Here is a 13723-nt window from a genome sequence, read left to right as displayed (position 1 = left end):
CCGCCCGGTCAGTCGCGCAGCTCGGCCAGCCGCCGGGCGTTCGAGGTGGCTGCGGCGTGGATCGGCTTCAGCCCTTCGCGTGCAATGCGCACTGCCGCGCCCGAAAGCCGGCTGGCCGTGCCCGCCGCCCGGGCCGTAGCCTGGACGAAGGCATCGCTGCGCTGCGCGGCCTGTGCGGGGGTGACGCTGCCGGCCATCGACAGAAAAGCCCCGGCACTCAGAAGCCAATGCTGCAGCGCGCGGTTCGCCAGCGAGACATGGCTGCTGTGCCATTGCCTGACCATGGCGGCCCCGGATTCGCCCGCGGCGGCGATTTTTTCATCGCCCATGAGCTGAAACTCCGCGAGATCGGCCGCGCTGGGCGCGAGCCCCGCCTTGGCGATGCGCTCGGTGCGCATCTGGATCACGGACCCGGAGGACAGCAGCATCTCCTGGGTCTTGAGGGCCACGTCGACCCACAGCATCAGCGGGTTGGACAGGCGGGCGACAGAGGTGAGGGATGGCATGGGCGCGATCTATGAGGACGGATGAACACCACTATAGGCGCGAGCCGCAGCAATTGCTGCATCGCAACAAAATCGACTCTGCAATTTTGTTGAACAAGTCCTACTTTTCGACATGGCAATAGCTTCGACCCTCGGCGCGGACTGCAGGGGAAAGTAATTATTTCTTTTCTTTCATTATTTGAAGACAACAACCACATCATGAAAGCACACAGGTCCGCGTCCCTCGGGTCCGCCGTGTTCGCAGGCGTCCTGAGCCTGCTCGGCGCACAGGCTCATGCGTTCGAAGACAGCGCACGCGGCTTTTATTTCGAGGGCGGCCATGCGCCGCATGGCGACAAGGGCGGCACGGAATCGGCCACGGTGGGCGTGACGCTGCCGTGGTCGCCGCGCCAGCCGGTGCACGAAGGGGCACTCACTTCGTACTGGGATCTGTTCGCGAGCCATTGGCATGCGCCGGCCCTGGGCAGCGGTTCGCGCAACTACACGCAGATCGGCGCGATCTACACGTGGCGCTACCGCTTCGACAGCGGCAGTTCGCCGTGGTTTGCCGAAGGCGGCGTCGGCGGCACGGTGATGGACCACCTCTACAGGACGCCCGACCGCACCTTCAGCACCGCGTTCCAGTTCACCGAAGTGCTGGGCGTGGGACGCAGCTTCGGCGAGAACGGCAAGCACGAACTGACGTTGCGGCTGCAGCATTTTTCGAATGCCGGCATCAAGAAGCCCAACCCGGGCGAAAACTTTGTCCGGCTGCGCTACACCTATCACTTCTAGCGCTTCGACGGCGTGGCATGCCGCCAGCGCCGCGCACGCAATTCAGTGACGAAGTACGCCACCGTGGCCACGCCGAGCGGCAGGAGGTAGTAGAGCCCGCGGTAGACCAGCAGCACGCCCAGCAGCCGGCCTTGCGCCACCTCGTGCGAGAGCAGGGCAAGGAACACCGCCTCCAGCACGCCCAGACCCGCCGGCACGTGCGTGACCACGCCCGCCACCGCGGCCACCAGCAGCACCGCGAGCACCGCGTGATAGGCCACCTCGCCCTGCAGCAGGACCCAGATCACGCTGCCGATCAGCGCCCAGTTCAGGCACGACATCGCCAGCTGGAGCAAGGCCATCCGAAGGGACGGCACCTTGAACGGATAGTGGCGCAGCCGGAACACGTGCCCGCTGGCCAGGGCACACAGCACGAAGTAGGCCGCGGCCAGCAGCAGCAGCACCGCGCCCAGGATGCGCAGCCCGCCGTTGCCGACCTTCCATTCGGCCGGCAGCGCCAGCGGCCAAAAGCAGAAGGCCACCCCTGCCACCACCAGGTAGCCGAGCCAGTTGGTCAGCATGCTGAAGCCGAGCACGCGCGTGATGGTGCCGTTGGGAAGGCCCAGGCGCGAATAGAGCCGGTAGCGGAATGCCACGCCGCCCACCAGCGAACCGAGGTTGAGGTTGAAGGCATAGCTGATGAAAGTCACGCCCATGACGGTGCGGGCGCCGAGCGGGTGGCGCGTGAGATGGCGGCCCAGCAGGTCGTAGGTGCTGTAGGTGGTGAAGCTGCCGGCGGCCAGCGCACCGGCCAGCCACAGCGTGGCCGCAGGCAGCGCGCGCATGGCGTCGAACACCTCCTGCCAGTCGATGGAACGCGCCTGGCTCACGAGCAGCCAGGCGATCAGGGCGAAGAAGGCCCAGACTGCGATGCGCCGCAGCCAGGGCCACCAGGGCCTGTGCGCAAGTCTCGCGGTGCGTGTGCTCACTGGGCGGCCTCCATGCTCCTTCGGAACGGCCGGCGGGCGCTCATGCCGCTTCCGTCGGCGTGGCCCCGTTGTCGCCGGCGCCCTCGCGCTTTTCGCGCTTCCCGGCAAGCTCGGTGGCCTCGGCCAGGGTGAGGCGCGGCACCTGCCGCGGCAGCCATCCCAGCCACGACGGATACCAGCGCAGGAAGTGGAAGATGAAGAAGCTGCGTACCAGCCGCCAACCGCTCCATCCGTTTTCCAGGTCGGCCGCGCCGATCTGCTGGCAGCTCTCGCGCATAAGCTTGTCCATGCGCTCCCACAGCAGCTGGTTGAAAGCCTTGTCGCGCGCGAACACGTTGGCCTCCAGGTTGAGCGACAGGCTCAGCGGATCGAGATTGCTCGAGCCGACCGTGGTCCACTCGTCGTCCATCAGCGCGACCTTGGCATGCAGCGGACGGTCGCAGTATTCGTAGATGCGCACGCCCGCATGCAGCAGATGGTGGTAAAGCATGGTGGCGGCCGTCTTGACGATCGGCATGTCGGGCTCGCCTTGCAGGATGAGCCGCACATCCACGCCGCGCCGGGCAGCGCGGCGCAGCTCCTTGATGAGCCTGTAGCCGGGAAAGAAATACGCGTTGGCAATCACGATGCGCTTGCGCGCGGCGCGGATCGCGGCCAGGTACTCGCGTTCGATGTCGCCGGTGTGGCGGCGGTTGTCGCGCGTGAGGAGCACCGCCTCCACATCGCCGACGGGCTCCCGGTCGACGGGCGGCGCCTGCTTGAGCCGGCGGCGAAACCAGCGCGGCCCCTTGTCGCCGAGCGCGATGGCGCGCAGCACGAACTGGTGGATCTGCGCCACGACGGGCCCGCGCAACTCCACCGCGTAGTCCTGCTTGGCCTTGGGTCCGAAGTCCAGCAGATGGTCGGCCGAATAGTTGATGCCGCCCACGAACGCGAGTTCTCCATCGACCACCACGATCTTGCGGTGCATCCGTCGAAACACGTTGAGCCGCTGGCCGAGGATGCGCTGCCCCGGATCGAACACCCGCACCCGCACGCCCACGGCGCTCAGCTGCGCGATGAATTCGCGCGAGAGATCGGGCGACCCGAAGCCGTCGACCATCAGGTCGATCTTCACGCCGCGCCGGGCCGCCGAGCGCATGGCGGCATGCAGCGCAAGGCCCACCTTGTCCTCGAACAGGATGAAGGTCTCGATGATGACTTCGCGCTGCGCCTGGCGAATGGCATCGAACACGCGCGCGAAGAACTCCTCCCCGTTCTCGAGCAGCGCGATGCGGTTGCCGCCCACCCACTGGCCGACGTTATCCATGGCGTTCACCGCAGGTCATGGGGGTCCGCTTCAAAGATCGATGTTCGCCACCAGCGGTGCGTGGTCCGACAGGTGCGACCAGGGCTTGCGCGGCAGCACCACGGGCGCGTGCACGCCCGCGTTGCGAACATAGATGCGGTCCAGCGACAGCAGCGGAAAGCGCGCCGGAAAGGTCTTGGCGGCCGAGCCGTTCGCATGCACGAAAACCTCGCGCAGCGCGGCACCTTCCTCCAGCACCTGGTGGGCACGGCCGCGCCAGTCGTTGAAGTCGCCCGCCACAATCAGCGGCGCATCGGCGGGCACCTCGTCGCGCACGATGTGCAGCAGCAGTTCGAGCTGCTGCTGCCGGTGCGCCTCGGCCAGGCCGAGATGCGCGCAGATCGCGTGGACGTCGACCGCGCGGCCCGGCAGGCGCAGCACGCAATGGAGCAGGCCGCGCTTTTCGGGCCCGGCCACCGACACGTCGTGGTTGCGGAAATGCACGATCGGAAACTTGGACAGCACCGCGTTGCCGTGGTGGCCCCTCGGGTACACGGCGTTGCGCCCGTAGGCGAACTGCGGCCACATGGTGTCCGCGAGGAATTCATAGTGCGGCGCCTCGGGCCAGTTGTTGACCTTGCGCGAATGGCGCGAATGGGTACCGAGCACTTCCTGCAGAAACACCACGTCGGCTCCCACCGTGCGCACCGCGTCGCGCAGCTCCGGCAGGATGAACTTGCGGTTGAGCGCGGTGAAGCCCTTGTGGGTGTTCACCGTCATGACCTTGAGCGAGGTCGGCGCCGCGGAGGCAAGCGGAATCGGGGAGGAAGACATCGGTCTTGAGGTTGTACGTTGCCGCGCCCGTCGCGCCTGTAGGAACGCGCCACCTTCTTCACCGCCTTTCGCGACGGGACGGCCGGCTCCTACAGGCAGGCCTGCCGCACCCCGACACGGGCCGCATCCGGGGCCTCCTACGGTGGTTTTCAAGCCGCAGCAAAAAAGCCGGCGGTCTTCTTCATCCTCATTTTCCAAAGGAACGCACCATGAAGCACGCAATCCTTGGCGCCACGGCGCTGGCCGGCCTGATGGCCGCGGCCGGTGCCGCCATGGCGCAAGCCACGTCGATACCCGCCCAGCCGGACCCGGCCGTGGGCGGCCAGGCCAGCACGCAGACACCCGCCGGCGTGCCCAACCCGCCGCAGCGTCCCGACGCCAGCATGCCGGTGTCGCGCGAAGCCGTGAAGGCCGAGGCACGCGCCCACAATCGCAACAACACCAACAACCTGGTGCCCAAGGGCGAGGCCAGCACCACCGTGAACGGACAGCCGAACGCCATGCCGCAACCCACCGGCGAGATGTCGCGCGCCGAGGTGAGCCAGCTGGCCCGCAAGCCCAAGCCCCAGTTCGGCCAGCCAGGCGAGCGGCCGGACGTGCCCACCAACCCGACCGAAAAGACCGGCACGCCTCAATAGGCGCCCATTTACGACCATGTACGAAAAAAGCCCGCGGTGCTCGAGGCATCGCGGGCTTTTCATCGTGTGCACCGGCGCGGGCGCACTGTCTGCAGGTCAGCTCTTGGCAGGCGCCGCGGAATGCTGGCCGCCGTGGTCGCCGTGACCATGATGGCCGCGGTGGCCGTGCATGCCGGCATGCACCGTTTCGGCATCGAAGGTCTTCTGCTGCTCGGGCGTCAGCGCGGCATAGAAAGCCTTGGTGGCCTCGGCGCGCTTGGCGAACCTGGCGCTGCGCTCGGCCTGGCGGGCCTGCATGCGCTCCAGGCGCTCGGGCGTGGTGAGCTTGGCGAATTCCGCACGGTCCATGCGCTGCGCGCGGGCCCCGGCCGGCGGCTGGCTGGCCGCTGCGAAGCTGGTCCACGCGCTTTCCTGTCCGGCGTTCAGCTTGAGCTTTTCCTTCAGCGCGGCAAGCCGTTTGGCGCGGTGCTCCTGCATGCGCTCCATGCGCTGTGCCGGATCCATGCGCTTGCGCTGCGCCTTGGGTGCTGCGCTGTCCTCGGCCTGCGCAACGGCAGCCGCGGGCGTGGAGGACGAAGTGACGGGTGCCGCCGGGGCCTGTTGTGCAAAGGCGCCCGAAGAGGCGAGGGCAGCCGAGCCCAGAAGGCTGGCCCAGATGATGCGTTGGCGAAGAGAGATCATGAGAAGTGCTTCCTTTCGAAGAAGCCCGCCGCCAATGGGCAGCAGGTGAGACGAAGTGTGGAAGACCTCTGTATCGGCGCGGTGAGCCGGAAGTGAGCGTGCGTAAAGAATCATGAACGCGCAGGCCTTTCACCGCCCGCAGCGTGACTTATTTGGGCCTTGGTGGCTTCAATCCGCGGTCGGGCGCCTGCAGCTTGCCCGAGCGCAGCTCGCCCACCGCCAGCGCCACGGCGCGGGCCACGTTGCGCACTTCTTCCTGCACGCCTTCGTCGGCATCGAGGCTGTCGTGGCTGGTGGCGTAGGGCTCGTAGTAGCCGATGTAGCGGTCGAGCCGGGCCTGCGCGCCCGCGTCGATCAGGCCCATCCAGTCGAGCCAGTCCGACAGGTTGCGCCGCAGGCTCTCGGCGCCGGCCACGTCGCCGTGCACCACCACGCCGTAGACCCGTCCCGCCAGGTGCTTGGGATAGCCCCAGCCCTGGAGTTCGAGGGCCTTGGCTTCGTCGGGCTTCTTGCCGTGGGTGCTGGTCGGGTCGGGGTTGCCGCCGTCGGCGCACACCAGCCGGTCGGCCATGAGCTTGAGCGGGCTGGCCGACTGGTACCAGTGCGTGGGCGTGAACACGATCACGCCATGCGCCGCCACCCAGCGCTCGTAGATCTCGTTCATCCAGTCGCCGGTCTGGCGCATCGCATGGTTGGGATAGCAGCTGCAGGGCCAGTGGCACAGCGGCATGGCGGTGGACACGCAGCCCTTGCAGGGATGGATATGGCGCCCGTAGTCGGAGGCGAGCAGGCTCAGGTCGAGCACGTCGACGTCGATGCCGCAGCCATCGAGCACCTCGCGCGCGAGCTGCAGCAGCCGCCAGGTCTTGGAGATTTCGCCCGGGCAGGTGCCGTCGTTGCGCGGCGAGCCGTTGATCAGCAGCACGCGCGACTTCGTCTGCGCCCGGCCCCAGGCGGCCTGCGCCGCATCGATGCGCGCTCTGGCTTCGAGCCAGTCGACGGAAAGTTCGTAGTCGGGGTCGGCGTGGCCGGGGCCGGCCTTGCGCGTGACGGGTGCCTTGCGGCCTTGCTCGTAGGCCTCCCATGCGATGAGCTCGATGCGCTGCAGCGCAGCCTTTTCAGCCTGGAAGGCGGGGTCCTGGAACGGCTGCATGAAGCGCTCGTGGAACTGGCCGCGCTTCAGCGTTTCGGGTGCCTGTCCCTTGCGGACCTCCGGGGCTTTGATCGTGCGGTGGGGCATGGCAGTCAATCTATGCCCCATGCGTGCGCCCGTGACCTGCGGGCGATGCCGATTTGCGGTAGGCCGGCGACTACATCAACCGCCGAACTTGCCGCTCTGGAAGTCCTGCACGGCCTCCTTCAGCTGCTCCTGCGTGTTCATCACGAAGGGGCCGTATTGAGCGATCGGCTCGTGCAGCGGCTTGCCGGCAATCAGCAATGCGCGCGCCGGGCTGTGGTTGGTGGCCCCGGCACGCAGCACCACGCCATCGCTGCCGGGGTCGTTCGCAAGAATGGCCATGCGGCGCGTCGGCACCTCGCTGCCCGCGATCCACACCGATTCGCGGAACGCATACACCAGCGCGTTGTGGTCGTCGGGCAGGGGCTGGGCGAATTCGGCGCCAGGCGGCAGGGTGATGTCGAGGTACAGCGGCTCGGTGTGCTCGCGCCGCACCGCGCCCTCGATGCCATGGCTCGCGCCCGCGATCACGCGCACGTGCACACCCGCGGCGGTGGTGTATTCCGGGATTTCCTCGCTCTGGATGTCGCGATACCAGGGCTCGCGCATCTTGTCCTTGGCAGGCAGGTTGAGCCAGAGCTGAAAGCCCTCCATCAGGCCGTCCTCCTGCTCGGGCAGTTCGCTGTGGACGAGCCCGCGGCCGGCCGTCATCCATTGCACGCCGCCGTTCTGCAGCAGCCCCTCGTGGCCTGCGCTGTCGCGGTGCCGCATGCGGCCCGCGATCATGTAGGTCACGGTTTCGAAGCCGCGGTGCGGATGATTGGGAAAGCCGCCGATGTAGTCGCCCGGGTTGTCGCTGCCGAAGGCGTCGAGCATCAGGTAGGGATCGAGCCTTTTTTGCAGCGGCTGCTGCAGCACGCGGGTGAGCTTGACGCCGTCGCCATCGCTGGTGGAAACACCGGCCACGATGTGGTCGATGCCTCGCGGGGTGGCCACGGGATCGGTCGGGTGGTTGGCGTGGTGGTTTGCATTCGTCATGCAGCCATGGTGGCACTAACGGCCCGACCGCGCCACCCGGGAGGAATTGCCGAACCGGTCCTGGCGCCTCGGCGCGGCTTCAGCGCGGCCACTGCTGGCGCTGCCAGTAGCGGTACTGCCACTGCGTCGAGAAACCGGCGCGCCGATAGAGCGCATGGGCGGCCGTGTTGTGTGCGTCGACCTGCAGGAACACGCGCTCGAAGCCGCGCTCGAGCGCGGCCCGCGCAAGGCCCGCCAGCACGCGTCCGGCCAGGCCCTTGCCGCGGTGGGACTGCTCGGTTCGCATGCCGTGCACGCTGGCCCATCCGTGGCCGAAGGCCATGGCGCCTGCCGCCACGGTTCGGCGGCCCTCGCGCACGCTGGCGTAGAGCGAGTCCTGGGCGCGCGACAGCGCCCGCACGCGGTGGGCGCCATCCACGGGATCGAAGCCCTCGCCGAGGAACAGGGTGGCCCAGGCGTCGTCGGGGGCAAGGTCGACATCGGCCAGCGCGGCGCCAGGCGGCACCACCTCGCGCATGCGCCTCGCGGAGCCGATCTGCACGCAGGTCGGCGAGTCCCCGACGTAGTGCCGCTGCTCCAGCTCCGACTGCAGCGCCACGAAAGAGGGCACATCGGCCAGGCGGAACGCGGGCACGAACTGCCGGCGGTCGTAGCGCTCCTCGATGCGGTCGATCGTGCGGCCTGCGACCGGCTCGCGGTGCAGCGGAACGGCCGACCTGGCGCGCTTGACGGTGCCGTCGTCGAAGGGCAGCAGCCAGCCGTCGAGCTCTTCGACGGCAAGGGGCGAAACGGCGGCCACGGTGGCGCGCTCGATGGCTTCAACCTCGTTCATGGGAAAGCCTCCGGCGCCGTGAATCTGGCGGCCGCCACGCTCTTGAGCAATGCCTCGCGCTGGTTGCGGCTGATGCCGCGCACGCTCTCGGCGACCCACTTGGTGCGGTCCGGGTCGATCTGCCCGTCGCGCCGCCATTGCTCGAGCACCGCCTGCGGCTTGTGCAGCATGGACGCGAGCCAGACCGCCTGCGCAGGCTCCAGGCTGCGCGCGGAACGCTTGAAATAGCGCCGGGCGGCGGCTTCGGCGCCGCACAGGTTGCCGCCCCACGGCGCGTTGTCCAGATAGAGCTGCAGGATGCGGGCCTTGCCCAGGGTCTGCTCCATTTCGACCGCGTAGAGCAGCTCGCGCAGCTTGCGTTCCGCCGTGCGGTCGCTGCCGGTCACCAGCATCTTGGCGAGCTGCTGCGTCAGCGTGCTGCCGCCGCGCTTGGGCTGGCCTTCCTTCTGGTTGTTGTCGATCGACGCGACGATCTCCGCCAGGTCGTAACCGGCGTGGGTGAAGAACCGCTGGTCTTCGGCCGCGATGACGGCGCGCGCCAGCCAGCTGTCGTTGGCCAGCTTCGATGGCGCGCCGCAGCTGGTGCGCGCGCCCAGCATGGCTTCGGTGCCCAGCCCCTCGACGGTGAACTGGCTCACGGTGGGCTGCACCGCGAACGTGGCCTCGGGCAGCGCGACCTGCCCGCGCAACGCCAGCGTGCCGCCGATGCGGGCGCGCTGCAGTTCGGGCAGGTTGGGCGCGAGCACCGCATACCAGCGGGCAATCGGCGCGTCCTTGATGTCGGCGCTGAGCTGCAGGCCCTTTCCCTTGGGTGGCAGGTGTCCTTCCCATTGGCCCTGGAGCATGGCGGCGGCCTCGGCGCTGCGCGGCGTGGCCTCGATGGTGCCGCCCAGCGTGTTGCCGTCCCGCTTCACGGTGGCGACCAGGCCCTCGAACACGATCGGCTGCGTGCCGAGCGCGGCAACCTCGGCGCTGCAGGGCGAGCAGCGCACTTCGAGCACGCCTGTCGCTTCCTTCCAGGCGAAATGCAGGGTGCCGAACCGGCTGTCGAACGAATGTCCGTCCAGCCGCGGCGCGAACCAGGACGAGGTGGCCAGGCGCACCGCCGTGGGCACGCCCACGGCAATGCGCAGCGGGCCGGCCTCGACCGTGGTGCTCCACTCCCCCGCCGCCGGCGCAAGCACCAGTTTCACTATCAGGAAGATAGCAACGCAGGTTGTCACCACAAGGGCCAGCAGCCCGTAGATCACGAATCGCAGAAACTGTTTCACAAAACTCTCATCACATCGGCCTCGCCACCGTCACAGCTTGCCACGGACCGCTCGAGCGTCCACTGGCCGCCGCCCAGTACCAGGCTGAAGTGTCGGTGAAAGACGTGCCTTCGGCATCGACGATGCGCTCGCAGACACGGATCTTTTGCGTGCTGTGCCGTTGCGCAACAAAACAGCGCCACAGCCGCTCCTGCGCATCGCGTTCGAGCCGCGCCTGTTCGATGCGGAAACCCAGCGCGCGGTAGCAGTCGGCCGCCGGATGCAGCATGCGCGTGGGGGCATTCACCGCACGCATCACGATCGTCTGCGTGCCGTCGGTCATGCGGCCGATGGCGCCCGGAAAGCGGTCGGCAAAACGCTGCTCGACGTCGCCGAGCGCCAGTGGCCGCAATGGAACGCCGTCCCATTGGCTGGGCCATTCATGCGAGGCCATGGCCATCGAAGGCTCGGGCGGCGCGCGCAGCACCGCCGCGGTCGACCACAGCATGCACAGCAGCATCGCGAGCGCGAAGGCCGTCTTGTGGCCGATGCGGTTGATGAAATGGTTGGCAAACAGCGCCTCAAAGAACCGTGTCGACATGGCGGCCTCCTTGCGCGGTGATCAGGCCCGGGATCGGCCGGTCGGCGAACGGGGGCACGGCGCGCATCGGCACCATCAGGCGGGCGATGCCGCTGCATACCGCGGCCAGCACCAGCAGACCGAGCAGGTTGTGCGCCCAGGGCGCGAGCGGATGGCCTGCGCCTTCGAATGCAATCAGCACGCTGTTGCGCAGGATGTTGCCGCCCAGCACCAGCAGGCCGACCATCGGCAGCCGGCGCAGGAAGCCGCGATCGCTCTGGCGGGCCCAGAGCGCAACCGCGCAGGCCGTGAAGTAGCCGAGCCACACCATCTGCACGCCCGAGCACGGCGCGTCGACGATCACCAGCCGGCCATCGACCACCAGGCTGCTTCCCTCGCGCGCCACGCTGAAGCCCGGCGCCAGCAGCCAGCGGCTCGCCTCGGCCGTGATCACGCGCAGCGGATAGCCTGCATAGAACTGCAGCGACGACAGCAGCGGCAGCGCAAGCACCGCCAGGCCGGCCACCGGCAGCACGGCCACGCGCCGCGGCAGGAAGGCCAGCAGGCCGCAGGCCAGCGCCAGCACGGCCACCAGGCCCGCGGCGAGCGGCGGCAGCGCGGGCAGGGCGCCGAGCCCGGTGCGCAGCACGGTCGCCAGCACGGTGCCGGCGCCGGCCAGCGCCAGCCAGCCCAGCTGCGGCGCGGCCCGCAGTTCGCGCCGGCAATGCCAAGCCAGCGCAGCCAGGGCGGCCAGCGCCAGCAGGCCCAGCGGATCGTCGGAGCCATCGCGCAGGCGCCGGGCCATCCAGGCCCAGGTCGGCGCGAGCGCGGCGAATTGCAGTGCGAGCCAGCCGGCAGCCGGTGCACGGTCGACGTGGATGCCCCAATCCACGATGCGCGGATGGCGATGGGCGAGTGCGGCCAATGACATTTTTCTTTTTCCCTGGCTCAGGCCGTGAAGCGGCGCGGGTCGTTGCGGCGCGCGCGGCGGCGCAGCATCGCGAGCATCGACAGCACCACGGCAATGGCGCCCAGCGTCTCGGGCTCCGGCGTGCTCGGCACCTCGGCGCCGAGTGCGAGTTCGCTCACGCCCTGCGGCAGCGGCAGCGGCTGGTTCACGCCCACGCTGTTCTGCGGCGCGGGGTTGCGCACCACCTTGTCCACCGCGATGAAGCTGGTGTACTGGGTCAGCAGGCTGTACTTCAGGCCGAGCTCGGTGATGCGCTCCTTGAAGGCGCTGCCGCCCTCGAGCGTCTCCTGGTCGCTCAGGCTCTGAATGCGGTGGCGCGCCCACAGCGTGCGCAGCGCGGCCGTGTCCTGGCGCAGTTGCGGGTCGATACGCAGTTCCTGGCGGTACGGGCCATTGGCGCCCTGGCCTTCGACGATGACGCGGCCCTTGGCCTTGCCCTCGGCGTCCGCGCGCCACTTGCCGAACACGATCACCGGGCGCTCGCCCAGCACGTCGGGCAGCGCCTGCGGCTCCACGTCGTACACGTCGAGCCCGCCGAAAGTCAGCTTCACGTTGGTGAGCACCGGCGACTCCACCATGCGGCGGAAGCGCGCGGCCTGCTCCGGCGCCTGGATCGGGTCGGTGATGATGAAGGGCTCGCCCATGCCGGCGCGCGCAATGCCTTCCATGAGGCTGCGGTTCACCGACGAACCGATGCCGAAGGCGAACACATTGGCCCTCGAAAGGTTCTTGCGCACGAGCTCGAAAGCCTCGCGCTCCACGCTCACGTAGCCGTCCGTCACCAGGACCACGGTGCGCGACACGTTCTCTTCCTTCGGCTCGGCGTAGACGCGCTTGAGCGCGGGAATCAGCTCGGTGCTGCCGCTGCCGCCGTAGTTCTGGATGGTGGCCAGCGCCTGCTCGATGTTGGCGCGCGTAGCCGGCACCGATTTGGGCGAGAGCATCTTGTTGCTGCCCGAGAACAGCAGCACGTTGAAGGTATCGCTCGGCCTGAGGCCGCCGATCAGGCGTTCGAGCACCGTCTTGGCGGTGTCGAGCGGAAAGCCGTGCATCGAACCCGAGATGTCGACCACGAAGATGTAGTCGCGCGGCGAGATCGCGCTGGCGGCCACGGCCTTGGGCGGCTCGACCATCGCGAGAAAGAAGTTCTCGGCACTGCCGCCGGTGTTCTGGCCCTTGTAGAGCATCAGGCCCGATTCGATCCTTTCGCCCGCAAGGCGGTAGTCGAGCACGAAGTCGCGGTTGTCCGCCGGCCGGCCGTCGGCCGCGAGCACGATGTCGGCATGGCGGTCTTCATCGCTCTTCTTCACCTCGATGGCGTGGGAAGAGGAACGCACCTCCTTCAGGCCCATGGGCGTGTCGATGCTGGCCTTGAGCCTGAAGCTGGTGCCGGACGCCACCCCCGCGCGCAGCGTGGGCTGCGCCACCCACTTCGCCTGGGCGTTCTGCGACTGCGGACTGTTGTAGCGCGGGCCCACCACGGTGGGAAAGACGAACGCATAGTTGCCCGACTGCGGCACCAGCAGTTCGGTGTAGCGCAGCTCCACCTTCACGTCGTCGCCCGGCAGGATGTTGGCGACGTTCATCTGGAACACGTTGGGCAGGTGCTGCTCGAGCAGCGCGGCGGTCTTGCCTTCCTTCCTGGCGGTGTCGTATTCGATCTGCGCCTGCTGCTTCTCGCGGATCTGCGCGGTGATCAGCCGGTCGGCCAGGCGCACGTTGAGGCCGCTCACGGCAGCCTTGGTCGAGCCCGGAAAAACATACCTGGCTTCGATGGCGCGCTGGCCTTCGTTGCGGTAGGTCTGCGTGACGGTCACGTCAGCAATGACGCCCGAGATCTTCACCGCCACCTCGGTGGCCTTGAGCGGCAGGCGGTCGACCGAGGGATCGTCGCTCTTCACGAAGAAGTACGGGCTCTCGGTCTTCAGCCGCGGGCCCGGTGCTTCCTGGGCATGCACGGGGTTCAGGCTGAGCGCGACGAAGCCCGCCGTGGCCAGGCTCACGGTGGCGAGCCAGAGCCAGCGGCCGGGACGGGTGGAGTTGTGGGCATCCATGGCGGTGTGGGTGTTGGTGTCCGTGCGAACTTGCACAGCCGCAACTGTCGGCACCGCGCGAGAAGGAAATTGGAAGGCTCCTTGAAGTCCGGCGTGCGGATGCCGCCTTGTGTGAAGCCTGTGTGAAGTCTGC

14 protein-coding genes are annotated in these 13723 nt (G+C 68.3%); 2 read left to right on the top strand and 12 right to left on the bottom strand.

All coding sequences use genetic code 11. From position 1 onward, the window contains the following. Positions 1–8: 8 nt before the first annotated feature. Positions 9–506, bottom strand: a complete 498-nt coding sequence (locus EJO66_RS11940) for a polyhydroxyalkanoate granule-associated phasin (protein ID WP_124960355.1) — start codon at positions 504–506, stop codon at positions 9–11. A gap of 198 nt (positions 507–704) precedes the next feature. Between EJO66_RS11940 and EJO66_RS11935 the strand changes: the two genes are divergently transcribed. Beyond that, positions 705–1280 carry an acyloxyacyl hydrolase gene (locus EJO66_RS11935; protein ID WP_125965340.1) on the top strand — a complete coding sequence of 192 codons (576 nt, stop codon included), beginning with the start codon at positions 705–707 and terminating at the stop codon, positions 1278–1280. Here EJO66_RS11935 and EJO66_RS11930 read toward each other — a convergent pair. The 3 genes from EJO66_RS11930 to EJO66_RS11920 are packed head-to-tail and all read right to left on the bottom strand — an operon-like array spanning position 1277 to position 4370. Then, positions 1277–2248, bottom strand: a complete 972-nt coding sequence (locus EJO66_RS11930; protein WP_125965339.1) for a lysylphosphatidylglycerol synthase domain-containing protein — start codon at positions 2246–2248, stop codon at positions 1277–1279. The two genes, EJO66_RS11935 and EJO66_RS11930, sit on opposite strands and share 4 nt — an antisense overlap. A 40-nt stretch (positions 2249–2288) precedes the next feature. Then, on the bottom strand, positions 2289–3557 hold the full coding sequence (gene clsB, locus EJO66_RS11925; protein ID WP_124960352.1) for a cardiolipin synthase ClsB: 1269 nt from the start codon (positions 3555–3557) through the stop codon (positions 2289–2291). Between the two features lie 30 nt (positions 3558–3587). Beyond that, the gene (locus EJO66_RS11920) at positions 3588–4370 is read right to left on the bottom strand and encodes an endonuclease/exonuclease/phosphatase family protein (protein ID WP_124960351.1); all 783 of its coding nucleotides are present in this window, start codon (positions 4368–4370) and stop codon (positions 3588–3590) included. Positions 4371–4579: 209 nt separating this feature from the next. On the opposite strand from EJO66_RS11920, the gene EJO66_RS11915 reads away from it, so the two are divergent. Further along, positions 4580–5008 carry a serine/threonine protein kinase gene (locus EJO66_RS11915; RefSeq protein WP_124960350.1) on the top strand — a complete coding sequence of 143 codons (429 nt, stop codon included), beginning with the start codon at positions 4580–4582 and terminating at the stop codon, positions 5006–5008. 96 nt (positions 5009–5104) lie between these two features. On the opposite strand, the gene EJO66_RS11910 is transcribed toward EJO66_RS11915, so the two are convergent. The 8 genes from EJO66_RS11910 to EJO66_RS11875 all read right to left on the bottom strand — a co-directional run bounded on the left by EJO66_RS11910 (position 5105) and on the right by EJO66_RS11875 (position 13590). Then, positions 5105–5689, bottom strand: coding sequence for a Spy/CpxP family protein refolding chaperone (locus tag EJO66_RS11910; RefSeq protein WP_125965338.1), 585 nt, complete (start codon positions 5687–5689; stop codon positions 5105–5107). Positions 5690–5837: 148 nt separating this feature from the next. Beyond that, positions 5838–6929 (bottom strand): flavodoxin family protein, encoded by a 1092-nt coding sequence (locus EJO66_RS11905; RefSeq protein ID WP_124960348.1) that lies wholly within the window; start codon positions 6927–6929, stop codon positions 5838–5840. 75 nt (positions 6930–7004) lie between these two features. Continuing rightward, positions 7005–7904 carry a pirin family protein gene (locus tag EJO66_RS11900; RefSeq protein WP_124960347.1) on the bottom strand — a complete coding sequence of 300 codons (900 nt, stop codon included), beginning with the start codon at positions 7902–7904 and terminating at the stop codon, positions 7005–7007. A 79-nt stretch (positions 7905–7983) separates the two neighbouring features. Then, positions 7984–8736: a GNAT family N-acetyltransferase gene (locus EJO66_RS11895; protein WP_124960346.1), complete on the bottom strand. Its 753-nt coding sequence runs from the start codon at positions 8734–8736 to the stop codon at positions 7984–7986. Then, positions 8733–10007 (bottom strand): biosynthetic peptidoglycan transglycosylase, encoded by a 1275-nt coding sequence (locus EJO66_RS11890; protein ID WP_124960345.1) that lies wholly within the window; start codon positions 10005–10007, stop codon positions 8733–8735. Before EJO66_RS11890 ends, EJO66_RS11895 begins: the two co-directional genes overlap by 4 nt. Before the next feature lie 10 nt (positions 10008–10017). Continuing rightward, the gene (locus EJO66_RS11885) at positions 10018–10587 is read right to left on the bottom strand and encodes a hypothetical protein (RefSeq protein ID WP_124960344.1); all 570 of its coding nucleotides are present in this window, start codon (positions 10585–10587) and stop codon (positions 10018–10020) included. Further along, positions 10568–11497: an exosortase Q gene (gene xrtQ / locus EJO66_RS11880; RefSeq protein ID WP_125965337.1), complete on the bottom strand. Its 930-nt coding sequence runs from the start codon at positions 11495–11497 to the stop codon at positions 10568–10570. Before xrtQ ends, EJO66_RS11885 begins: the two co-directional genes overlap by 20 nt. A gap of 17 nt (positions 11498–11514) precedes the next feature. Then, positions 11515–13590 (bottom strand): VIT and vWA domain-containing protein, encoded by a 2076-nt coding sequence (locus EJO66_RS11875; protein WP_125965336.1) that lies wholly within the window; start codon positions 13588–13590, stop codon positions 11515–11517. Between the last annotated feature and the right edge of the window lie 133 nt (positions 13591–13723).

It is taken from the genome of Variovorax beijingensis (genome assembly GCF_003951285.1).
Lineage (GTDB): Bacteria > Pseudomonadota > Gammaproteobacteria > Burkholderiales > Burkholderiaceae_C > Variovorax > Variovorax beijingensis.
Note: the sequence above shows the minus strand (reverse complement) of the source record. Positions and strands in the feature narration are given on the sequence as shown.

Excerpts from the sequence above, each read along its gene's own strand:
- EJO66_RS11940 (WP_124960355.1), bottom strand. The coding sequence starts at position 506 with ATGCCATCCCTCACCTCTGTCGCCCGCCTGTCCAACCCGCTGATGCTG.
- EJO66_RS11935 (WP_125965340.1), top strand. The coding sequence starts at position 705 with ATGAAAGCACACAGGTCCGCGTCCCTCGGGTCCGCCGTGTTCGCAGGC.
- clsB (WP_124960352.1), bottom strand. The coding sequence starts at position 3,557 with ATGGATAACGTCGGCCAGTGGGTGGGCGGCAACCGCATCGCGCTGCTC.
- EJO66_RS11920 (WP_124960351.1), bottom strand. The coding sequence starts at position 4,370 with ATGTCTTCCTCCCCGATTCCGCTTGCCTCCGCGGCGCCGACCTCGCTC.
- EJO66_RS11915 (WP_124960350.1), top strand. The coding sequence starts at position 4,580 with ATGAAGCACGCAATCCTTGGCGCCACGGCGCTGGCCGGCCTGATGGCC.
- EJO66_RS11910 (WP_125965338.1), bottom strand. The coding sequence starts at position 5,689 with ATGATCTCTCTTCGCCAACGCATCATCTGGGCCAGCCTTCTGGGCTCG.
- EJO66_RS11905 (WP_124960348.1), bottom strand. The coding sequence starts at position 6,929 with ATGCCCCACCGCACGATCAAAGCCCCGGAGGTCCGCAAGGGACAGGCA.
- EJO66_RS11900 (WP_124960347.1), bottom strand. The coding sequence starts at position 7,904 with ATGACGAATGCAAACCACCACGCCAACCACCCGACCGATCCCGTGGCC.
- EJO66_RS11895 (WP_124960346.1), bottom strand. The coding sequence starts at position 8,736 with ATGAACGAGGTTGAAGCCATCGAGCGCGCCACCGTGGCCGCCGTTTCG.
- EJO66_RS11885 (WP_124960344.1), bottom strand. The coding sequence starts at position 10,587 with ATGTCGACACGGTTCTTTGAGGCGCTGTTTGCCAACCATTTCATCAAC.
- xrtQ (WP_125965337.1), bottom strand. The coding sequence starts at position 11,497 with ATGTCATTGGCCGCACTCGCCCATCGCCATCCGCGCATCGTGGATTGG.
- EJO66_RS11875 (WP_125965336.1), bottom strand. The coding sequence starts at position 13,590 with ATGGATGCCCACAACTCCACCCGTCCCGGCCGCTGGCTCTGGCTCGCC.